The 20,119-nt window shown below is 66.5% G+C and carries 16 protein-coding genes; 8 read left to right on the top strand and 8 right to left on the bottom strand.

Annotated features, from left to right (window positions below):
• Nucleotides 1-33 precede the first annotated feature (33 nt).
• Nucleotides 34-300 (bottom strand): hypothetical protein, encoded by a 267-nt coding sequence (locus tag ABD002_RS19295; RefSeq protein ID WP_343794190.1) that lies wholly within the window; start codon nucleotides 298-300, stop codon nucleotides 34-36.
• A 76-nt stretch (nucleotides 301-376) separates the two neighbouring features.
• Between ABD002_RS19295 and ABD002_RS19290 the strand changes: the two genes are divergently transcribed.
• The 3 genes from ABD002_RS19290 to ABD002_RS19280 all read left to right on the top strand — a co-directional run bounded on the left by ABD002_RS19290 (nucleotide 377) and on the right by ABD002_RS19280 (nucleotide 3,282).
• Nucleotides 377-1,156 carry an SDR family oxidoreductase gene (locus ABD002_RS19290; RefSeq protein ID WP_343794188.1) on the top strand — a complete coding sequence of 260 codons (780 nt, stop codon included), beginning with the start codon at nucleotides 377-379 and terminating at the stop codon, nucleotides 1,154-1,156.
• Between the two features lie 102 nt (nucleotides 1,157-1,258).
• Entirely contained in the window at nucleotides 1,259-2,722 is a 1,464-nt protein-coding gene (locus ABD002_RS19285; protein WP_343794186.1) for an AlkA N-terminal domain-containing protein, read from the top strand.
• Between the two features lie 62 nt (nucleotides 2,723-2,784).
• Complete coding sequence (locus ABD002_RS19280) at nucleotides 2,785-3,282, top strand: methylated-DNA--[protein]-cysteine S-methyltransferase (RefSeq protein WP_343794250.1); 498 nt, start codon at nucleotides 2,785-2,787, stop codon at nucleotides 3,280-3,282.
• 385 nt (nucleotides 3,283-3,667) lie between these two features.
• On the opposite strand, the gene ABD002_RS19275 is transcribed toward ABD002_RS19280, so the two are convergent.
• The 4 genes from ABD002_RS19275 to ABD002_RS19260 are packed head-to-tail and all read right to left on the bottom strand — an operon-like array spanning nucleotide 3,668 to nucleotide 9,592.
• Entirely contained in the window at nucleotides 3,668-4,312 is a 645-nt protein-coding gene (locus tag ABD002_RS19275; protein ID WP_343794184.1) for a hypothetical protein, read from the bottom strand.
• A 49-nt stretch (nucleotides 4,313-4,361) separates the two neighbouring features.
• Nucleotides 4,362-5,087: an SDR family oxidoreductase gene (locus ABD002_RS19270; RefSeq protein WP_343794182.1), complete on the bottom strand. Its 726-nt coding sequence runs from the start codon at nucleotides 5,085-5,087 to the stop codon at nucleotides 4,362-4,364.
• A gap of 52 nt (nucleotides 5,088-5,139) precedes the next feature.
• The gene (locus ABD002_RS19265) at nucleotides 5,140-8,337 is read right to left on the bottom strand and encodes an efflux RND transporter permease subunit (protein WP_343794180.1); all 3,198 of its coding nucleotides are present in this window, start codon (nucleotides 8,335-8,337) and stop codon (nucleotides 5,140-5,142) included.
• Between the two features lie 40 nt (nucleotides 8,338-8,377).
• Nucleotides 8,378-9,592, bottom strand: a complete 1,215-nt coding sequence (locus tag ABD002_RS19260; protein WP_343794178.1) for an efflux RND transporter periplasmic adaptor subunit — start codon at nucleotides 9,590-9,592, stop codon at nucleotides 8,378-8,380.
• 173 nt (nucleotides 9,593-9,765) lie between these two features.
• Between ABD002_RS19260 and ABD002_RS19255 the strand changes: the two genes are divergently transcribed.
• The 3 genes from ABD002_RS19255 (at nucleotide 9,766) to ABD002_RS19245 (ending at nucleotide 13,350) form a co-directional block, all read left to right on the top strand.
• Entirely contained in the window at nucleotides 9,766-10,404 is a 639-nt protein-coding gene (locus ABD002_RS19255; protein WP_343794176.1) for a TetR/AcrR family transcriptional regulator, read from the top strand.
• 112 nt (nucleotides 10,405-10,516) lie between these two features.
• On the top strand, nucleotides 10,517-11,563 hold the full coding sequence (locus ABD002_RS19250) for a threonine aldolase family protein (RefSeq protein ID WP_343794174.1): 1,047 nt from the start codon (nucleotides 10,517-10,519) through the stop codon (nucleotides 11,561-11,563).
• 71 nt (nucleotides 11,564-11,634) lie between these two features.
• Nucleotides 11,635-13,350, top strand: coding sequence for a sensor domain-containing diguanylate cyclase (locus ABD002_RS19245; protein ID WP_343794172.1), 1,716 nt, complete (start codon nucleotides 11,635-11,637; stop codon nucleotides 13,348-13,350).
• Nucleotides 13,351-13,359: 9 nt separating this feature from the next.
• Here ABD002_RS19245 and ABD002_RS19240 read toward each other — a convergent pair whose 3' ends face one another.
• Both ABD002_RS19240 and ABD002_RS19235 read right to left on the bottom strand, forming a co-directional pair.
• Nucleotides 13,360-13,989, bottom strand: a complete 630-nt coding sequence (locus ABD002_RS19240) for a 2-hydroxychromene-2-carboxylate isomerase (RefSeq protein WP_343794170.1) — start codon at nucleotides 13,987-13,989, stop codon at nucleotides 13,360-13,362.
• A 207-nt stretch (nucleotides 13,990-14,196) separates the two neighbouring features.
• Nucleotides 14,197-16,617: an acyl-CoA dehydrogenase gene (locus tag ABD002_RS19235; protein ID WP_343794168.1), complete on the bottom strand. Its 2,421-nt coding sequence runs from the start codon at nucleotides 16,615-16,617 to the stop codon at nucleotides 14,197-14,199.
• Nucleotides 16,618-16,713: 96 nt separating this feature from the next.
• On the opposite strand from ABD002_RS19235, the gene ABD002_RS19230 reads away from it, so the two are divergent.
• Nucleotides 16,714-18,054 carry a hypothetical protein gene (locus tag ABD002_RS19230; RefSeq protein WP_343794166.1) on the top strand — a complete coding sequence of 447 codons (1,341 nt, stop codon included), beginning with the start codon at nucleotides 16,714-16,716 and terminating at the stop codon, nucleotides 18,052-18,054.
• 48 nt (nucleotides 18,055-18,102) lie between these two features.
• Entirely contained in the window at nucleotides 18,103-18,888 is a 786-nt protein-coding gene (locus ABD002_RS19225; RefSeq protein ID WP_343794164.1) for an AMP nucleosidase, read from the top strand.
• Nucleotides 18,889-19,059: 171 nt separating this feature from the next.
• Here the strand turns inward: ABD002_RS19225 and grxD are convergent, their stop codons facing one another.
• Entirely contained in the window at nucleotides 19,060-19,983 is a 924-nt protein-coding gene (grxD, locus tag ABD002_RS19220; protein ID WP_343794162.1) for a Grx4 family monothiol glutaredoxin, read from the bottom strand.
• Between the last annotated feature and the right edge of the window lie 136 nt (nucleotides 19,984-20,119).

Genomic DNA, 20,119 nt, shown 5'->3' with positions numbered 1-20,119 from the left:
CCAGGAACGGCTGGGTGGGGACGGCGCAGATGGCTAACCGCCTTGCTCCTGCATCGCCTTGTCCCGCTTTTCCTTGTCTTCCTGCAGCTGCTTCTCGACCGCTTTCGCCTTTTCCAGCGCCTTCAGCTGGTCATCGAACACGGTCTTCTGCTTCGCCTGTGCGGGCTGTTCGGCAGGGGCGGGGTTCGCCGCGTCGGTGTCCGCCGCCTTGTGGCTTCCGCAGGCGGCGAGCGCAAGCAGGCTGGCGAGAATGAGGCCGGCCTTGATCGAGCCCGCTTTGATCAGAGTGGAACGGAACATGGCGTGCTCCAGGCGCGTCGGTATCCGCTAAAGTCTGCGCCGCACAGTCGATCGGAACAAGCGGGAGGATGCGCTGATGACGAACCCGTCACGCTGGCGGCTCGATGGCAAGACCGCGCTGGTCACCGGCGCGAGCAAAGGGATCGGCCTTGCCTGCGCGCGTGAGTTGGCCGCGCTCGGCGCGAACCTGCTGCTGGTAGCGCGCGACGAAATCCATCTCGAACAGGCGCGCGTCGAACTGGTCGAGGAATTTCCCGAGCGCGAGATCTTCGTCTGTGATGCCGACCTTGCCGTGCAGGAGCAACGCCTCGAAATATTCGATTGGATCGCCGACCTCGACGTCGAACTCTCGCTGCTGGTCAACAACGTCGGCGCCAACATCTCGAAGCCGGCGCTCGACTACACGCTTGATGAGGTGCGCGCGCTGGTCGAGACGAACGTTCTCAGCGCGTTCGAGATGTGTCGGCTCGCGCATGCCTCCCTCGCCGAACACGGCAACGCGGCGATCGTGAACGTCGGCTCGGTGTCGGGCCTCACGCACGTGCGCACCGGCGCGCCGTACGGCCTCGCCAAGGCCGCGTTGCACCAGCTCACGCGCAATCTCGCCTGCGAATGGGCCGACGACGGCATCCGCGTCAACGCGGTCGCGCCATGGTACATCCGCACGCAGCGCACCGAAGGCCCGCTCGCCGACACCGACTATCTCGAGGAAGTGCTGGAGCGCACGCCGATCGGCCGCATCGGCGAGCCGGAGGAAGTCGCGTCAGCAGTCGCGTTCCTGTGCCTGCCGGCGGCGAGCTACATCACGGGAGAGTGCATTGCGGTGGATGGCGGATTTTTGCGTTACGGGTTTTGAAGCACGCGTCGGGGGCGACTCCCAACACCTGCGCAGGGATGGCGATGCATCGACAGCCGAAAACGGCGAGTCCGCGCCCTCGATCGGCGTTAGCATGTGCGCATGCAACCATCCGCCCACACCAGCAACCTCGACCACCGCGCCTGCGACCGCGCGCGCCTGACCCGCGATCCGCGTTTCGACGGACTGTTCTTCATCGCGGTCACCTCGACCGGGATCTATTGCCGGCCAGTGTGTCCCGCGCCGTCACCGAAGCAGCAGAACATCCGCTACTACGACAGCGCGGCGGCAGCGTCCGCGGCAGGCTTCCGGCCGTGCCTGCGCTGCCGGCCCGAGGCCGCGCCGGGTTCGCCGCTGCATCGGGCGAAGAGCGAGCTGGTCGCTGGTGCGTTGCGCCTGATCGAGCAGGGTGCGCTGGACAATGGGTCATTGCCTGAGCTCGCCGCACGCGTGGGCGTTGGTGAGCGCCATCTGCGTCGCGTGTTCGCCGAGGAACTCGGCGCGAGTCCGCTCGATGTCGCGGCGACGCGTCGACTGCTGTTCGCGAAGCAGTTGCTCGGCGAAACCGCGCTGCCGATGACCGCGATCGCGCAGGCGTCCGGCTATGCGAGCCTGCGTCGCTTCAACGCGGCGTTCAGCGAGGCCTACGGCAAGCCGCCGCGTGAGATCCGGCGCGGGCGCGCCTTGGCCGCTTCTTCCGCTGACGAACTCGTGCTGCGTCTGCCGTATCGCGCGCCCTACGATTTCGTGCATCTACTGGAATTCTATGCTCGGCGCACGATTCCTGGCGTCGAGGTCGTTGATGCGGACGGCTATCGGCGCAGCGTCGTGATCGATGGCGTGCCGGGCTGGTTCGCGGTCGCGCCGCTCGCGGGCGACTCCGCGCTCGCGTTGCGTGTGCATCATCCAAAAAGCAGCGTGCTCGGCACGATCGCAGCACGCGTGAAGCGCATGTTCGATGTCGACGCGGACCCGCGCGCCCTCACGGCCGCGTTCCAACGCAGCGCGCTGATGAAGCCGCTGATCCGGCGCTGGCCCGGTCAACGTCTGCCGGGCGCCTGGGACGGTTTCGAACTCGCGGTGCGCGCGGTGCTCGGCCAGCAGGTCAGCGTCGCGGCCGCACGCACGCTGGCCGCGCGCGTGGCCGCGACTTACGGAACGCCATTCGCGGAAGGCACGCCGGTCGGATTGACAGCGCTGTTCCCGGCGCCGGAGGCGCTCGCGAACGCGCCGCTTGAACAACAGGGCATCACGCGCGCGCGCGCGGCGACGATCCGCGGCCTTGCACAAGCGGTGCTGGAAGGCCGTGTGCAGTTCCGCGCCGAGCAGCCACTGGCTGCATTCGAACGCGATCTGGTCGCGCTGCCCGGCATCGGACCGTGGACCGCGCACTACATCGCGATGCGCGCGCTCGCGCAACCCGACGCATTTCCTGCCGCGGACCTGATCCTGCGCCGCGCGGCCGGGCAGGGACGGACCTTGGGCACGCGCGAACTCGAGGGCTTGAGCGAAGAATGGCGGCCCTGGCGTGCGTACGCAGTGATGCTGCTGTGGAGAAGTTCATGAGTGCCCATGACACCCTGATGCCGTTCGATTTCGTTGCCGCTGATGAAACCGACTCCGGGGCGATGGACTACGACTACCTCGACACGCCGATCGGTCCGTTGCTGCTGGTCGCGGACGAACACGGCCTGCGCCATATCGATTTCCCTCGCGCAGACCAGGGCGAGCGCATCAAGCGTGATTGGCGTCGCGATCGCCGCAACCTCGGCGCGGCGATCGAGCAGCTCGAAGCGTACTTCGACGGGCGCTTGCACACGTTCGATCTCGCACTGGCCGCGCGTGGCACCGAATTCCGCAGATGCGTATGGAACGAACTCGCACGGATTCCGTATGGCGAGACGATCAGTTACGGCGAACTTGCGCGCCGCATCGGTGATCCTTCCGCGAGCCGCGCGGTCGGCGCCGCGAACGGCGCGAACCCGTTGCCGATCATCGTGCCCTGCCATCGCGTGATCGGCGCAAACGGCAAGCTGACCGGTTTCGGTGGCGGCCTGCCGACCAAGCAGTGGCTGCTCGAGCACGAGCGGCGACATGCACCGCGACCCGCGTTTGCACTGTCGTAAGTTTTGTGCACGTTTCGCGCGTCGTTATCCACAGCGCCTGTGGACATCTCGCGGGATAAGTCTGTGGAGCGAGCCGTGCAGACCGCGCCACGCCTTGCTTTCGCACGCTTTGTTGCAAGGATTGCCAACACGGTGGCGGATCATGCGCGTGAAGAGTCGTCAACCCCGGATTGCGACTTTGCGCTCGCGATTTGCGCGCATCACGTCGTGCAACATGAGCGCGTCGGTTGTCAACGCGCGCGGTATGCGTGTTATCCACAGTCGCTGTGGACAGAGTTCGGGATAAGTATGTGGAGCAAGTCGCGCAGACCGCGCCACGCCTGGCTTTCGTGCACCCTGGCGCGAAATTCGCCAACGCGTCCGCGTGCGCGTGGCGATGCGTTTGTCAACAGCCGCGCATGCGTTCGCGCAACGCAGTTCGCTCATCCTTGAGTTGCGCTTCGGTATCGCTGAATGCGCGCTTCAACTTGTGTTCGACGTCGTCGATCCGGCTGCGCAGGTAGGCACACGCTTCCTGGGGATCGGCGTGATGGCATTCATCGTCGACCCAGACATACGCACCGGCGAGCGGAGCCTGCGCGGCAGGGATATCCGGAATCGTTCGCAACCCCGGTGCGGAAACGCCGATGCCATTGGGGCCGCCATAGGCCTGCGCCAGGCTCTGGCCCGATCCGCCGAGCATGCCGTACGGCACCGCGCTGCGACTGCCGATGCCGTCGTCGCTGAGATAGCGGCTGCCGTCGTAGCGCGTGCAGAGGAAGAAGCTCGGTGGCGACACGAGCGGAGCCTGCGGTGCGGAAGATACGACGGGCTCCTCGGCGGGCGACGCATCCGCATTCTGCTTCGGAATCGTCGCGTTGACCGGCAGTGTGTCGGGCAGGTACATGCGTTGTTGCGACTGCCCGGCGTGACAGGGCCGATCCTGGAAACTCAGCGCACCGTCGGCTCCGACGCACCTGTACGCGCTCGCCGCGTCGGCAACGCCGACGGCGGCGAGCGACAGAACCAGGCAAACCGCCGCTCGACTCATTGCGGCAGTCTACGCCGCGTGCCGGCAAGCTGCGATTGACCTCCGGCGCTTACCAGGGCAGGGTCTGGCCGAGATGCGAGAAGCTGCCGTTCGGGCCGTCCGCGCCGATCAGGGCGAGTTCGACGCTGGTCTTCGCGCCCTCGACAACGTCGATATCGCCGTGGCTGTTCATGTCGGTCTTCACCGAGCCCGGATGGATCGCGTTGACCTTGATCGTGCTGTCGCGCAACTCGTGGGCGAGCTGCACGGTCCAGGCGTTCACGGCGCTCTTGGACACGTTGTACGCCGGCACCTTGAAGTCATAGATCGGCGACGTCGGGTCGGCGTTGAGTGCGACCGAGCCGAGGATGCTCGACACATTGACGATGCGCGCGGCTGGCGCCTTCCTGAGCAACGGCAGAAACGCCTGGGTGACGGCAACGAGGCCGAACACGTTGGTGTCGAACGTCTTGCGCCAGACATCGAGCGTCTGTTCGGAAGGCTTCTTCGCGAGGTCGTCGAAGAGGACGCCGGCGTTGTTGACGAGGATGTCGAGGCGACCGTGCTTCTTTTCGACTTCTTGCGCGGCTGCGGCGATGCTCTTCTCATCGCTTGCGTCCAGCGCGAGCGCTTCGACCTTCAAGCCTTCGCCTTGCAGCGCCTGTGCGGCGGCGACGCCCTTGCCGTGATCGCGCGCGGCGAGGATGACGTGGACGTTGTTCTGCGCGAGCTGGCGTACGGTTTCGAGACCGATGCCGCGCGTGGCGCCGGTGACGAGAGCGATCTTGCTTGTCATGTTTGCGTTCTCCTGTAAGGGGGATCGTTCCGGCATCGGCCGGAACGAGGGATCAGTGGTGGGTTGCGGGAATAGCAAGACGTTCCGTGTCCTGCGCTGGTACATCCTTGCGGCGGCGTCCGCGCAGCAGCAGATAGAACACCGGCGTCAGCAGCAGGCCGAAGAAGGTCACGCCGAGCATGCCGGAGAACACCGCCACGCCCATCGCGCGACGCATCTCGGAGCCGGCGCCGCTCGAGGTGACCAGCGGGATCACGCCCATCACGAACGCGAGCGAGGTCATCAGGATCGGGCGCAGGCGCAGGCGACAGGCATCGAGCACGGCTTGCCAGACGGATTCGCCCAGTGCTTCGCGATCACGTGCGAATTCGACGATCAGGATCGCGTTCTTGCAGGCGAGGCCGACCAGCACGATCAGGCCGATCTGCGTGAAGATGTTGTTGTCGCCGCCGGAAACGGTCACACCGAGGAGCGCACAGAGCAGGCACATCGGCACGATCAGGATCACCGCGAGCGGCAGCGACAGGCTCTCGTACTGCGCGGCGAGCACGAGGAACACCAGCAGCACGACCAGCGGGAAGATCCAGGCCATCGTGTTGCCGGCGAGGAATTCCTGGTAGGTCAGGTCGGTCCATTCGTAGGCCATGCCGTTCGGCAATTCCTGCGCGAGCACTTCCTCGATCGCCTTCTGCGCCTGGCCGCTGCTGTAGCCGGGTGCGGCGGCGCCATTGATCTCGGCGGCGAGGTAGCCGTTGTAGTGCGGCACGCGATCCGGACCCGAGGTCTCGCGCGTGGTCACGAAGCTCGCCAGCGGGATCATGTCGCCGCGTGCATTGCGCGTTTTCAGACGGCCAATGTCGTCGGCATGCAGGCGGAAGCCCGGCTCGGCCTGCGCATTGACCTGGTAGGTGCGGCCGAAGCGGTTGAAGTCGTTCACGTACAACGCGCCCAGATACATCTGCATCGTGTCGTAGATGTTCTGCAGCGGCACGCCGGCCGACTTCGCCTTCTCGCGATCGACATCCACTTCGATCTGCGGCACGTTGACCTGGAACCCCGAGAACACCGCGGCGAGTTCTGGCCGCTTGCCCGCCTTCGCGATCACGTTCTGCAATTGCTTGTAGAGCTCGTCGGCGCCGAAGTTGGCGCGATCCTCGATCTGCAGCTTGAAGCCGCCGATCGTGCCCAGGCCCTGTACCGGCGGTGGCGGGAAGATCGCGATGAACGCATCCTGGATCTTCGCGAACTGTGCGTTCATCGCCATCGCGATGCCGCCGGCCGACTTCGACGGATCGCGGCGTTCGGCGAACGGCTTCAGCGGCGTGAACGCGATGCCCATGTTCGGAGCATTCGTGAAACCGTTGATCGACAGGCCAGGGAACGCCGGCACCGATTCGACGCCCGGTGTCTTCAGCGCGATATCGCCCATGCGCTTGATCACGTCCGTCGTGCGGTCGAGCGTCGCCGCATCCGGCAACTGCGCGAAGCCGACCAGGTATTGCTTGTCCTGCGGCGGCACGAAGCCGGTCGGCGTGTGCGCGAAACCGAACGCGGTCAGCCCGATCAGGCCGACGTAGATGAACAACGCGATCGAGCTCGCGCGCAGGACGCGCCCGACACCGCGCACGTAGCCGTTCGAGGCGCGTGTGAAGAAGCGGTTGAACGGGCGGAAGAACCAGCCGAGCGAGGCGTTCAGCACGCGCGTCGCCCGATCCGGCGGCGTGTCATGCGCTTTCAGCAGCAGGGCCGACAAGGCCGGCGACAAGGTCAGCGAATTGAACGCGGAGATCACCGTGCTGATCGCGATGGTCAGCGCGAACTGCTTGTAGAACTCGCCGGAGAGACCACTGATGAACGCGGTCGGCAGGAACACCGCGCACAACACCAAGGCGGTCGCGACGATCGGGCCGGTGACTTCCTTCATCGCCTGCATCGTCGCCGCGACCGGCGCGAGGCCTTCGCTGATATTGCGTTCGACATTCTCGACCACAACGATCGCATCGTCGACCACGATGCCGATCGCGAGCACGAGACCGAACAGCGACAAGGTGTTCAGGCCGAAGCCGAACAAGTGCATGAAGCCCAGCGTACCGATCAGCGAAACCGGCACCGCGAGCAGCGGAATGATCGAGGCACGCCAGGTCTGCAGGAACACGATGACGACGATGACGACGAGCAGGATCGCTTCGAGCAGTGTGTGCGACACGGCCTCGATCGAGCCTCGCACGAACACGGTCGGGTCATAGGCGGGGTCGTAGTCGATGCCGTCGGGGAAGGACTTCTTCAGCTCTGCCATCTTCGCGCGTACCGCATCGGAGATCGCGATCGCGTTGCTGCCCGGGCGCTGGAAAATGCCGACGCCGACCGCGGTCTTGTTGTTGAGCATCGCGCGCAGCGCATAGTTGTCCGAACCCAGTTCGACCCGCGCGACATCACGCAGGCGCGTGATCTGCCCCGCGTTGCCGGTCTTGATGATGATGTTCGCGAAATCCTCCTCATCGACCAGGCGACCCTTGGTGTTCACCGCGATCTGGAAGTTCGGCTTGTTCGATCCGTCGGTCGTGGTCGGCGTCGACGGCGAGCCGAGCTGGCCCGCGGCGACCTGCACGTTCTGTTCGCGGATCGCGTTGGCGATGTCGGTGGCGGTCAAGCCGCGCGCGGCGACCTTGTCCGGATCGAGCCAGACGCGCATCGAATAGTTGCCGCCGCCGAACTGCTGCACGTCGCCGACGCCGTCGATCTTGGCGAGCTCGTCCTTGATGTGCAGCACCATGAAATTGGACAGGTAGTTCAGGTCGTAGCGTCCGTCCGGCGAGGTGATGAACACGGCCATCGTGATATCGGGCGTGGACTTGTTCACCGTCACGCCGATGCGCTGCACGTCCTGCGGCAGCTTTGGTGTCGCCTGCGCAACACGGTTCTGCACCAGCACCTGCGCCTTGTCGACGTCAGTGCCCAGCTTGAAGGTGACGGTCAGCGTCATCACGCCGTCGGCGGTCGCCTGCGAGAACTGGTAGAGCATGTCCTCGACGCCGGTGATCGATTGTTCGAGCGGGCCGGCGACGGTGTCGGCAATGACTTTCGGATTCGCACCCGGATACGTCGTGCGCACGACGACGGTCGGCGGCACGACTTCCGGGTATTCGGAAATCGGCAGCGCCGGAATCGAGATCAGGCCCAGGATTAGGATCAGAGCCGATAGCACGCCGGCGAATACCGGGCGCGTGATGAAGAATTGCGAGAGGTTCATGGAGTGCCTCCGTTCGGGGCGTTCTTCTTGTTGTGGGTGATCAGCGCTGCGCGTGGGTGTTCGTCAACGCGGTCTGCGCGCCTGCGGCCGGCGCTTGCGGCGAGGCGATCTGCGCAAGGCCGACGTTGTTCGTTGCCATCTCGACCTTGGTCGGCGTCACCGCGATGCCGGGCTTCACGTGCTGCAGGCCGTTCACGACGATCACATCGCCCGCGGCGAGACCGGCCTTGACCACGCGCAGGCCGTCGATCGCCGCGCCCAGTTGCACGAGCCGGTATTCGAGCGTGTTGTCGGCTTTCAGCGCGAGCACGTACTTCTTGCCGAGATCGGTTCCGACCGCGCGATCGTCGATCAGGATGGTGTTGCGGCTTTCTCCGCCGACCAGCTTGATCCGCGCGAACAGGCCGGGCGTGAAACGCCCATCGCGATTGTCGAACACCGCACGGCCACGGATCGTGCCGCTTTGCGCATCGACCTGGTTGTCGAGGAAATCGAGGCGACCCTCATGCGGATAGCCTTGCTCGTCGACGAGGCCCAGGAACACCGGGCTCTGCGCGCGGTGCGCATCGCCGTCGCGCGCTGCGCCGCGCGCGAACTTCAGGTAGGTCTGCTCGTCGGCATCGAAGTAGGCGTAGACCGGATCGTCGGAGACCACGGTCGTCAGCAGACTGGCGTTGGAAACGAGGTTGCCGGGCGTGATCAGCGCGCGCGATGCGCGGCCTTCGATCGGCGAGCGCACCTCGGTGAATTCGAGGTTGAGCTGCGCCGCCTCGAGCGCGGCGGCGGCGGCGCCCACGTCATCGGAGTTGGTGGACTCGCTCGTCGCAAGCTGGTCGAACGCCTGCTGCGAGATCCAGTGCTGGGTGAGCAGGCGCTTGCCGCGCTCATGGTTCGAGGCGGCGAGCTGCTGCTGCGCGCGCGCGCTCTTGAGTGCGGCCGCGAGGCGATTCACTTCGGCGCGGAACGGGCGTGGGTCGATGCGGAACAGCAACTGTCCTTTCTTGACGCGCGCTCCCTCGGTGAAGCTCACCGAGTCGATGAAGCCGCTGACGCGCGGCCGGATCTCGACGGTGTCCACCGCCTGCAGCCGGCCGCTGAATTCCTCCCAGTCGCGCAGCGGCTTCGAGATGACGGTCGCCACCGACACCTCCGGAGCGGGCGCCGCGGCCGCGTTCGGCGTGGCCGTGGAGCGCGCGCAGCCGGAAAGCAGGGCGATAAGTACGATGAGAAGGGCCGAATATCGTTCGATGCGCATGATGGCGTCCCTGGACTTCTTGATGTGGAGCAGCGGCTCCGGTTGCTGGACATCAGCGAATCCGGTGCGGCACTGCGGCTTGACATTGATGGCGGTTGCCGCACAATGCGTGCGTTACCGGTCAGTAACATTAGAATAGTTACCGGTAAGTAACGTGTCAAGAGGAGGTTTCGATGAACGTCAGGGTTTCCGCCGGTCCCGCCGCGAAAGGCGCGGTGCCGGGCAGACCGCGTGTTCGCGACCGCATCTTCGATACGGCCTGCGAGCTTTTCTATCGCCACGGCATCCGTGCGGTCGGCGTCGACGCGATCGCAAGCGAGGCGGGCACGAACAAGATGAGCTTCTACCGGAGCTTCCCGTCCAAGGACGACCTCGTTGCCGAATACCTGCGCGATCAGGAAAAGGAATACTGGGCCTGGTGGGACGGAGCGGTCGTGGCCGACGCGGGCCATCCGCGCCGGCAGATCGAGGCATTGTTCGATGCGTTCCTCGATCTCGCGCGAATCAGGGCGTCATCCGATTGCGGCTGCAAGGTAAGCCGCGGCTGTCCGCTCGGCAATGCGGCGGTCGAGATACCTGAAGACAACCAGACGCTCGGTGAAATCGTGCACAGCTACAAGTCCGAGATCCGCAAGCGTCTGCGCAAGCTGGCGCGCGAGGCCGGCGCGCGCGAGCCCGAAGCGCTCGGCGACGCGCTGATGCTGCTGATGGAAGGCGGCTATCAGACGCGATTGACCTTTCCGAACAACACGGGGCCGGTCGCGGCGATCGCGAAAGCCGCACGCGTGCTGGTCGATGCCCATTTGAACTGAAGCAGGTTCAAAGCGCCGTGCCGTTCGGCGTACCTGCCCGCCGGGCTTTCACCCGTCGCGCCCCGCGCGGGCTACGATGCGCTCTGGTCAACAGACTCCAGGGGCGCCGCGCATGCCGGCCGAGCTGATCGATCTCGCCAGCGACACCAAGACACGGCCCACTGCAGCGATGCGCGCGACCATGGCCGCCGCCGAAGTTGGCGACGAGCGCGCGCACGAAGACCCCACCGTCAATCGGCTGCTCGTTCGCTGTGCCGAGCTGCTCGGCAAGGAGGCCGCGGTGTTCCTGCCGTCCGGCACAATGGCGAACGAGATCGCGCTCGCCGTGCACTGCCGGCCCGGCGAGGAAGTGATCTGCGATGCGACCTCGCACATTATCGGTTTCGAGGGCGGCGGCCCTGCCGCGCTCGCCGGCGTGATGATCCAGCCGCTGGCCGGCCGCCGCGGCATCTTCGACGCGGTGCAGCTGCGCGCGGCGATCCGCACGGACCGGCCCTACGCGCCGCGTCAGCGTCTGGTCGTCGTCGAGCAGACCTCGAACCTCGGCGGCGGCGCGGTTTGGCCATTGCCGGTCCTGAATGAAGTCGCTTCGGTCGCGCGCGAGGTCGCTCTCTCGACGCATATGGATGGCGCGCGCCTGCTCAATGCCTGCGTCGCCAGCGGCTTCTCCGCGGCCGACTACGCGCACGGTTTCGATTCGGTCTGGATCGATTTCAGCAAGGGCCTCGGCGCACCGGGCGGCGCGGTGCTCGCCGGTACCCGCGCGTTCTGCGAAGAAGCGTTCCGGCTGAAGTTGCGCTGGGGCGGTGCGATGCGCCAGGGCGGCATCATCGCCGCGGCCTGCGAGTACGCGCTCGACCACCACATCGCCAGGCTCGCCGATGACCATGCGAATGCGCGCCGGCTGGCGCAAGGGCTCGCGGCATTGCCGGGCATCGCGATCGATGTCGCCGAGGTCGAGACCAACCTCGTGTATTTCGATGTGGCCGGCACGGGCCGGAACGCAGCGACCTTCGTCCGCGACCTCGCCACGCGCGGCGTGCGCATGACCGAGATGGGTGCGACGCGCGTGCGTGCAGTCACGCATCTGGATGCCGATGCGCAGGCGATCGATCGCGCGTTGCGGATCCTGGGCGGAGGTCGTGGAGCGCGTGCTTAACATGTCTTGACGAGTGCAACGGCCATGGCGCGCAACTTGCTTTGCATGCGGGAAGGTCCCGGATCACCACGGTGAAGCGGCTGAATTCAGCAAAACGCGCCTGGTTGAGAGTGACAATCCTGCTGTTGCTGGCATGGGTGGGCGGGTGCGCCCGCGCGCCAGGGGTGCCGCTCGCGGTCGGGCGTTTCGTTCCGGACGGCCCTGCCATCGCCCCGGCGGAGATCATCGCGGGTGCCTATGCGAACACCTTCGTGCCCCAGCCTTATGCGGTGATCACGCCTTTGCGGGACCGTGACATCTGGTATCGCCTGAATCTGGCCGAGGACTGGAACGACGATCGTCCGGCCCTGCTCAGCATCGCCGATCCGCAGGGCCTCGAGGTCACCGTCTACGCACCGCCGGGGTACGCGGCGGTGACGTACGGCATCTACGACACGCAGGCAAACAACGGCTTCACACGGCACGCACTCGCGTTCGTGCTGTCGCGGAAGCTGAAGTCGAACACGCCGATCTATCTGCATGTCGGACCCGAACGCGCGATTCCGCGTCGCGTCGAGCTCAATCACATCACCGAAGCGCGCATCGTCGACCTCGCGCATGGCCGGCTCGACGTGCTGTTTCCGGCGATCCAGCTCGCGACCCTGCTGGTCATGCTCTGCTTCTTCCTCGTCATGCGCGAACGCATGTACGGGTATTTCGTCGGCCACGTCCTGTTCCTTGTGCTCTACGAGCTCTATGCGTTCGGCATCGGCTACGAGCTGCCGCTGTTCGACCTGCTCGCGCCACTGCAGGCGCGCCCGGCATGGCTGGCCGCATCGCTCGCGGCGATTCTGTTGTTCCTGTTCTCGAGCGTGTTCCTGGATCTCGCGCAATTCGCGCCGCGGCTCAATCGGTTCCTCGGCGCGCTGTGCTGGCCGCTCGGTGCATTGGCGATCTGCGCGGCAATTCCGAAGTTCTCGCCAGGATGGTGGGTCGAGGACGCGCTGGCGCTGATCCTGCTGGTCGCGGCACCGCTCCTGGCCGTTGCCGGTGTGCTCGCCTGGCAGCATGGCAGCCGCCGCGGCGGCTTCTATCTGTGCGCCTGGATTCCGGGGTTGACGTTCGTGATCGTGCGCGTGCTGCAGTTGCTGCTGCACTGGCCATTGCCGGTGTGGCTCGAGTTCGGATTGCCCGCGGCGTTCACGTTCGCGAGCATCGTGCTCTCGTTCGGCCTGGCCGATCACACGCTGGCGATGCGACACGAGCGCGATTTCGCGCACCGGCTCGCCGAGCGCGATGCGCTGACCGGCGCGCTGAACCGGCGCGCGATCCTCGCACGGCTGCGTGCCACGTTCCTGCACGCCCGCGACAGCGACGAGCCGCTGTCGCTGCTGTTCCTCGACCTCGACCATTTCAAGTGCGTCAACGACAGCCACGGCCATCGGGCCGGCGACCAGTGCCTGCGCGCGGTGATAGCTCCGATCGCGAGCGAGCTGCGCCAGGGTGACGCGCTCGGCCGCTACGGTGGCGAGGAGTTCCTGGTCGTGCTGCCGGGCGCGGCCGCGGCGAACGCGGAAGTCGTCGCCGAACGCATCCGTCAACGCCTGCAGGAGATGCGCATGCAAGTTTCCGACACGCACATCGCGCTGACCGCGAGCATCGGCGTCGCCGCGCTCGACGCCCGGATGCAGACGCCCGAGGACCTGATCGAATGCGCCGATGCCGCGCTGTATCGCGCGAAATCGGGTGGCCGCAACTTGGTCAGCACGCATCCGGGAATTACTGGAGCACTGATTCCCGAGCATTAGGCGCTGCGGTCAGCGTGTGCGGCTGACAGCGGTCGGCAGGCTGTTGATACGTTGATACGCTGCCGACCGGAACAGGTCGGGGTCGTCGAGAAACGCATCGATCATCGGGCTCGCATCGTTGCCCCAGAACAGCTCGCCGCCCACGCGCAGGGTCGGTACGCCGAACACGCCAGCGGCAAGCGCCGCGTCGGTATTCGCGCGCAGGCTGGATTTGACCGCTTCGTCGGCGATCGCCGCGGCGACATCGCCGATGCCGAGCATGCGGCCGACATTGGCGAGCTCAACGGCGTTCGTGCCGCCGTGTCCGTCGCGCCAGAGGTGATCGAAGATCGCGCTGACCGCGTCCCAGCTCGCGCCGGCTGCGATGCACAGCCGCAGCGCGGCCAGCGAATTGAATGGATGCGCAGGCGGAAAGCGCAGCGGCACGCCGTCGTGGTCCGCCTGCCACTGCACGAAGCGGTAGGTGAATTCGCGTTTGCCGGGAATTTCGGCAGGGCCGAGTTGACCGTGATGGGACAGCACCGCGCCGAACACGATCGGCTTCGGCGTGATGTCGAGACGCGCACGCAACGCGAGCACTTTCGGCAGCTGCAGGTACGCGAACGGCGAGATGAAATCGAAATACCAGGTGGCGGTCATGGCGTAAGGCTGCAGGTCAGGGGCGCACCAGCATAGTGCGACCCGGGATTCATCGGGCATCGTGGCGGCGGCTCACTCCACCTGTGTACGGCGCCATGACACAGGGGCGCGACCGTCGTGCATTTCGGTGCCGGAAAGAACATGGAGGCGGCCATGCTGTGCCGGCATGCCTGGCCGGTACTTGCGGGGTCCGCGCCTGCACACCGGTCAATGCAATGTCTTGTAGACCTCCGGATCGAACGCGTCGACCGCGATCACCTCGTCACGCGCGTCGCGCGCCTCGTTGAGCAGGTCGTATTCGACACCGGAGATCACGCCCGCGGCGACGCCGAGGTCGTCGAGCATGTAGCCCGGCGCGCGGTCGAGTCGGCCGGCGCGCACCGCGTCGCGCAGCTTGGTCTCGATCGGGATCGCGCGCACCGCCTTGTCGAGTGCGGCCTCGAGAGCGCCGAGGCCCGGTTCATCCGGCGGCGGCACGAATACGTCGGCGGTCAGCGTGCGGCGTGCCTCGCGGTCCTCGAGGATATCGCGCGCGACTTCCGTGCCAAGCCGGTCCGAGGGCGGCCGGAAGCGCGCACCGAGCGGAAAGATCGCGAGCTTGAGCAGCACCGCGGCCCAGCGCACCGGCAGGTTGTCGAGTACCCCGAGCAGTGCTTCCTGGATGCGGTACAAGCACAGCTCCGCTGACCAGCACGCGAGCGCATGGTTCGGACGCGTCTTCGGTTCGTCGTGGTAGCGCTTCAGCGCGCAGCTCGCCAGATACAGGTACGCGAGCGCGTCGGCGAGGCGGCCCGACAATTTCTCGCGGCGCTTCAGCGAGCCGCCGAGCGTGCCCATCGCGGTGTCCGACACGATGGTGAATGCGGCCGAGAAGCGCGACAGGTGCTGATAGTAGCGGTGCGTGTCCTCGGTTCGCGGCACGTCGGCCAGGCGCGAGCCGGTCAACGCGAGCAGTTTGGCGCGGATCGCGCGCGTCGCGAACAGGTTGACGTGGCCGAAGATCGCGCGGTCGAACGCGGCGAGATCGTTCTTCGCGATCGCATCGATCTCCTTCTGCACGAACGGATGGCAGCGGATCGCGCCCTGGCCATAGACGATCATCGAGCGCGTGAGGATGTTCGCGCCTTCGACCGTGATGCCGATCGGCACCGCGTCCCAGGCGCGTGCGAGCGTGTTGCGCGGGCCGCGCTGGATCGCCGAGCCGGCACGGATGTCCATCGCATCGCTGATGACTTGGCGCATCGCGTCGGTCAGGTACGCCTTCGCGATGTTGCCGATTACCGCAGGCTTCTCGCCGGCATCGAGCGCGCCGCAGGTGAGATTTCGCGTCGCGGTCATCACGTAGGTGAGTCCGGCGATGCGCGCGAGCGGCTCCTCGATACCCTCGAAGCGGCCGATCGGCGTGTCGAACTGCTCACGTACCGTGGCGTAGGCGCCGCAGATGCGCGTCGCGAGCTGCGCGGCGCCGATCGACAGCGCTGGCAGCGAGATCGAGCGCCCGGCGGCGAGCGATTCCATCAGCATGCGCCAGCCATGACCGATCTGCTCGCGGCCGCCGATCACCGCCTCGTCGAGCGGCACGAACACATCCTTGCCGACGATTGGGCCGTTCTGGAACGGCACGCCCATCGGATCGTGGCGCAGGCCGATCTCGACGCCCGGCGTCGCGCGCGGGATCAGTGCACAGGTGATGCCGCGGTCCTCACGGTCGCCGATCAGCTTGTTCGGGTCCTTGAGGCGGAACGCGAGTCCGATCAAGGTCGCGACCGGCGCCAGCGTGATGTAGCGCTTCTTCCAGTTCAGGCGCAGGCCCAGCACTTCCTGGCCGTCGATCGTGCGTTTCTCGACGATGCCATCGGACTGCGTCGCGGCCGCGTCGGAACCGGCTTCGGGACCGGTCAGCGCGAAGCACGGAATCTCCTCGCCGCGCGCGAGCCGCGAGAGATATTTCTGTTTCTGTGCAGCGGTACCGTAATGCAGCAGCAGTTCGCCGGGGCCGAGCGAGTTCGGCACCATTACGGTGACTGCGGCGGTGACCGAGCGACTCGCGATACGCGTGACCACTCGCGAATGCGCGAGCGCGGAGAAACCGAGGCCGCCGTGTTCCTTCGGCAGGATCATGCCGAGGAAGCGCTGTTCCTTGATGAAGTCCCAGATCGGCGCTGGCAGATCGCGCTGCTGGTAGATGTCCCAGTCGCTGATGCGCCGGCACAGTTCCTCGGTCGGGCCGTCGAGAAACGCCTGCTCCTCGGCGCTGAGCGGCGGCGGCTGGAAATCGAGCAGCTTCTGCCAGTCCGGCATGCCGCCGAACAAGTCGCCATCCCACCAGACGGTGCCGGCCTCGAGCGCGATGCGCTCGGTGTCGCCGAGCCGCGGCAGCACTTTCGCGAACATTGGCATCACGAAGCGCGAGACCAGTTGTCTGCGCAGCGGCGGCAGGCCGGACAGCAGCGCCAGCGCGATCGCGGCGACTACGCACGCGCCGAACAGGTACGGGTGCGCGACACCGGCGAGCCGCCAGCCAAGCAGCAGCGTGCCAGCGGCGGCGACCCAGGCGAGGAAGCCGAGGCCGCGGAACGCGAGCACGGCAAACACCGCCAGTGCAAGGAGCAGGACGATCCACGGCATGTCGCCACCTCCGGTCGAGTGTCCGATTATGCCCGCTACGCGCCCTCACTGAGGATGAGCGCGCGGATAGAATGCGCTGGTCGATAGGGGAATCGCATGCGCATCGTCACCGTTCTGCTGCTGGGCTTGGCGCTCTACTTCGGCGCGGGCCTGCTCTGGCCGGCGCGTTACGAAGGGCCGCGTTACGTGCCGCCGGCCGCGGCCGACAGCCCGGCCATGCGTGCGCTGCGCGCGCGCCCGCTGCCCGGCGACGATACGGGCGACGCGGATGTGTTCGCCGAGCTCTATGCGTTGCAGCAGATGGAAGACTCCGCCGCCTATGCACGCTGGATGCAGGCGCGTGCATGGCGCCGCTTCCTCGGTCGTGACGAACCCGTGGCGCTCGCAACCGTTGGCGAGGCGATCGAAGCCGGCCGCGGCAACGCGGCGGAGCTGGCCGCGCTGCGTGCGGATGTCCTCGCGAAAACCGTCGCCGTGCGCATCGACACTGCGTTGGCGCCGGCAATGCTCGAGCTGTTCGTCGCGGGCGAGGACATGTCGCGCGGGCGAAAGCTCAACGCGGTCGCCTCGGGCCTGTGGAGCATCGACATCGACCGCTACCACGACCTGAGGGCTGCGGTGAAGGTGCGCAACCTCACTTCCGCGACGATCACCTCGACCGCACTGGCGCCGGTGCGACTGGTGATGTCCTGGGACGGCGAGCGCGACAAGAGCTTGCGTTGCGAGTCCCGAGGCGGCTCCCGCTTCGAGCCGGGCATTGAGGTGACGCTATGGTGCGTGAGCATGGCCGATCTCGGCTGGAAGACCGATGCGGAACCGATCGATTGGATCCGCAGCGGTCGCGGCAACGACGACCATCGCCTCGAGCTCGTCGCGGCGGAATCTTCGCTGGCGATCCCCGCGCTCGACCTCGCCGTACGCCGTGGCGGCAACGAATACCGCACGCCGGAGCTCGACCATGGCGCCGAACTCGCGCGTCATCGCGCAGGCGAGCGCAGCTGCTTCGAACGTGGCACCTGCACGCGCGAGATGTTCGATCGCACCGGCCTTTGGCGTGCGACGTTCGCATGGGCGCTTGCCGCGCTAGGCGTATGCGTGACCGCGGGCAGCCTCGGCCGTTCCTTCGCGATCGCGGTGCTGCTCGCGCTGCTCAGTACGTTGAATGCCGGCGCGCGCGTGCTCGTCGCGGCTGGCGGCGACGTGCAACCGTTCCCGTTGTGGCGCTCGCTGCTGTGGCTGGCTGCCTGCTTCGGCCTCGCTGCGCTCGCGTGGTCGCTGCGCGCGCCGTTGTCGGACTGGCGTGCGATGCGTTTGCGACCGCGGCCGGACGTCATCTACGAGCGCTGGTCGGTGGCGGCGGGAACGCTCGGTTCGATCGGTGCCGTGGTTTATGGCGCGTTCGTGCTGTGGGCGCTGTGGACCTTGTTCGCGCACTGATCGGGTTCGCATTGCGCGCTGGCCCGGCGAACTGCGAAAATCGACGTCATGAAAGGCAAGAGCGAGATCGTCCAGAACTGGTTGCCGCGCTATACCGGCACGCCCGTCGACGCATTCGGCCAGCACATTCTGTTGACCAACTTCGGCCACTACGTGGATCTGTTCGCCGAATGGCACGGTGTGCCGGTGCAGGGCCGCGACCGGCCGATGCCGAACGCGACCGCCGACGGCATCACGATGATCAACTTCGGCATGGGCAGCCCGAATGCGGCGACCACGATGGACCTGCTTTCGGCGATCGCGCCGCAGGCGGTCGTGTTCCTCGGCAAGTGCGGCGGACTCAAGAGGAAGAACCAGCTCGGCGACCTGATCCTGCCGATCGGGGCGATCCGCGGCGAGGGCACCTCGAACGACTACCTGCTGCCCGAGGTACCGGCGCTGCCCGCGTTCCAGCTGCAGCGCGTCATATCGACGATGATCCGCGACCTCGGCCACGACTACTGGACCGGTACGGTCTACACGACCAACCGCCGCGTCTGGGAGCACGACAGCGCATTCAAGGAGTATTTGCGCAAGACGCGCAGCATGGCGATCGACATGGAAACCGCGACGATCTTCGCGGCCGGCTTCGCAAACCACATTCCGACGGGCGCACTGCTGCTGGTGTCCGACCAGCCGATGATCCCGGAGGGCGTGAAGACCGAGGCCAGCGACCGTGCGATCACCGCGAACTTCGTCGAGGCGCACATCAAGGTCGGCATCGAGGCGCTGAAACTCGTGCGCCGCAACGGGCGCAGCGTGAAGCATCTGCGCTTCGAGGAAGACATCGAGTAGCGCCGGGCGCGCTTGCAAGGAACTGTAGGAGCGGCTTCAGCCGCGATGCTTCACGCAGCGTGGTGAACACCATCCCCACCCAACCCTCCCCTTGAAGGGGAGGGCTTGAAGAGCATCGCGGCTGAAGCCGCTCCTACGAAAGCGTGCGCGCGAAAGCATGGGGCTACTGCATCAATACCGCGGCACCGACGGATCGATCTCGACCGCCCACGCCTCGATACCGCCCTCGACGTTGTACAGGTCGGTGAAGCCGTGCTCGCGGAAGTGCTCGGCCGCGCTGCGGCTGGAATTGCCGTGGTGGCACAGGAACGCGAGCGGGGTGTCCTTGGGTAGTGCGGTCAGGCGTGCGTGCGTGTCCGGCGTCAGCACCTCCGCCTGCGCGAACGGCGCGCGCGCGCGGTCGGCATCCGGGCGCACGTCGATCACAGTGACGTCGCCGGAGTCGAGGCGACGCTTCAGCGCGTGCACGTCGAGCGACTTCACCGCCTGCGGCGCGGCCGGCAGGTGGATCGCAAGGCCCTCGCCGTGCGGGGTGTTCGCCCAGTCGATGCTGGCGCCGCGCGCACGCTGCGCGCTGGCGACGTCGAAATGGATCTCGAGGCCGTTCGCGACGACGATGATGTCGTGATCGCCCGGCTCGCGCAGCTGGAACTGCGGCTGGAAGCGGCCGTCGACGACGAGGAACAGCTTCAGCTTGCCCGCGTCGGCCAGCGCGGCGCGAACCTTGGCGACCGCAGTGTCCGAGATCGTGATCGCCGGCGGCGTGCGGTCCGGTTCGGTGACGCCGAGCACGCGATGCAGCTCGCCGGAATCGAACATCGACTGCACGATGTCGGCGCCGCCGACGAGTTCGCCGTCGACATAGAGCTGCGGGATCGTCGGCCAGTTGCCGAACTCCTTGATACCGGCGCGAATTTCCTCGTCGGCGAGCACGTCGACCGTCGCATAGTCGTCGAGCAGCGCGTTCAAGCGGTCCGTTGCAGCCGCCGAGAAGCCGCATTGCGGCGCGTCGCGCGAGCCTTTCATGAACAGGACGACGCGGTGGCTGGCGAGCAGCGCCTCGATGCGGGCGCGCGTGGCGGGGGCAAGCGACATGGCGGATTCCGTGGGGTGGATTGCGAATGATACGCCGCAGTGGCGGCGGCGGGATTTGGTCGCCAAGGAGTTATGGGCAATAATCCGCGGCGCAAGGGGAATTCCGAACTGACCGTCATCCGGCGAATGCCGGAAT

This window comes from Dokdonella soli (genome assembly GCF_039523175.1).
GTDB classification, from domain to species: Bacteria; Pseudomonadota; Gammaproteobacteria; order Xanthomonadales; family Rhodanobacteraceae; genus Dokdonella_A; species Dokdonella_A soli.
This window is presented reverse-complemented; position numbering and strand designations above follow the sequence as displayed.

Excerpts from the sequence above, each read along its gene's own strand:
- ABD002_RS19255 (WP_343794176.1), top strand. The coding sequence starts at position 9,766 with ATGAACGTCAGGGTTTCCGCCGGTCCCGCCGCGAAAGGCGCGGTGCCG.
- ABD002_RS19260 (WP_343794178.1), bottom strand. The coding sequence starts at position 9,592 with ATGCGCATCGAACGATATTCGGCCCTTCTCATCGTACTTATCGCCCTG.
- ABD002_RS19285 (WP_343794186.1), top strand. The coding sequence starts at position 1,259 with ATGCAACCATCCGCCCACACCAGCAACCTCGACCACCGCGCCTGCGAC.
- ABD002_RS19225 (WP_343794164.1), top strand. The coding sequence starts at position 18,103 with ATGAAAGGCAAGAGCGAGATCGTCCAGAACTGGTTGCCGCGCTATACC.
- ABD002_RS19280 (WP_343794250.1), top strand. The coding sequence starts at position 2,785 with ATGGACTACGACTACCTCGACACGCCGATCGGTCCGTTGCTGCTGGTC.
- ABD002_RS19295 (WP_343794190.1), bottom strand. The coding sequence starts at position 300 with ATGTTCCGTTCCACTCTGATCAAAGCGGGCTCGATCAAGGCCGGCCTC.
- ABD002_RS19230 (WP_343794166.1), top strand. The coding sequence starts at position 16,714 with ATGCGCATCGTCACCGTTCTGCTGCTGGGCTTGGCGCTCTACTTCGGC.
- ABD002_RS19265 (WP_343794180.1), bottom strand. The coding sequence starts at position 8,337 with ATGAACCTCTCGCAATTCTTCATCACGCGCCCGGTATTCGCCGGCGTG.
- grxD (WP_343794162.1), bottom strand. The coding sequence starts at position 19,983 with ATGTCGCTTGCCCCCGCCACGCGCGCCCGCATCGAGGCGCTGCTCGCC.
- ABD002_RS19270 (WP_343794182.1), bottom strand. The coding sequence starts at position 5,087 with ATGACAAGCAAGATCGCTCTCGTCACCGGCGCCACGCGCGGCATCGGT.
- ABD002_RS19290 (WP_343794188.1), top strand. The coding sequence starts at position 377 with ATGACGAACCCGTCACGCTGGCGGCTCGATGGCAAGACCGCGCTGGTC.
- ABD002_RS19275 (WP_343794184.1), bottom strand. The coding sequence starts at position 4,312 with ATGAGTCGAGCGGCGGTTTGCCTGGTTCTGTCGCTCGCCGCCGTCGGC.
- ABD002_RS19235 (WP_343794168.1), bottom strand. The coding sequence starts at position 16,617 with ATGCCGTGGATCGTCCTGCTCCTTGCACTGGCGGTGTTTGCCGTGCTC.
- ABD002_RS19240 (WP_343794170.1), bottom strand. The coding sequence starts at position 13,989 with ATGACCGCCACCTGGTATTTCGATTTCATCTCGCCGTTCGCGTACCTG.
- ABD002_RS19250 (WP_343794174.1), top strand. The coding sequence starts at position 10,517 with ATGCCGGCCGAGCTGATCGATCTCGCCAGCGACACCAAGACACGGCCC.